Annotated in this window: 1 protein-coding gene; it reads right to left on the reverse strand. The window is 55.9% G+C overall.

The window, feature by feature from the left end; translation table 11 throughout:
* The coding region (locus OXR00_RS19615) for a VOC family protein (RefSeq protein ID WP_267389912.1) at positions 1 to 350 on the reverse strand (350 nt) is incomplete at its 3' end.
* Positions 351 to 469 lie beyond the last annotated feature (119 nt).

Below are 469 nucleotides of genomic sequence, written 5' to 3' on the forward strand. Positions count from 1 at the left end.
AAATAGGCGAGTTCGATCGTCCCCATCGACGCAGTCTCGCGTGGGCCAGGCGGGGCTTCGATCGAGGTGCCGCCATTGGCTACCGCGGCATCGTGAAGCTGCTTCACTTGTTTAGATGAGTTGCATGAAAAGGCGACGGTACTGCCGTTCGCAACGGTCGCAGGTTCATCGTTGATCGGTTGGCTCACGATGAAGTTTGTTCCGTTCCCATTATTGTAGATAAGCCGGGTGTGGCCGCTCTCGGCGATATTTCGCAACGGTTCACCGACACCGATCATGCCAAGCACCGTATCGTAGAATTGCTTCGATCGCTCGATGTCGTTCGATCCGATCATGGTATGAAACAGCATGCTTGCTCTCCTGTTCAAGGCGTTATTAATAGATACGGGAGATGTGGACGCTACGGGCGGTCATCCAGTTCCGGAACACCGCTCTGTCCGTCGGCGTAGGCAGCCATGAAGGCCGGCCG

The sequence above is a fragment of the Sphingomonas sp. GC_Shp_3 genome (assembly GCF_026540945.1).
Lineage (GTDB): Bacteria > Pseudomonadota > Alphaproteobacteria > Sphingomonadales > Sphingomonadaceae > Sphingomonas.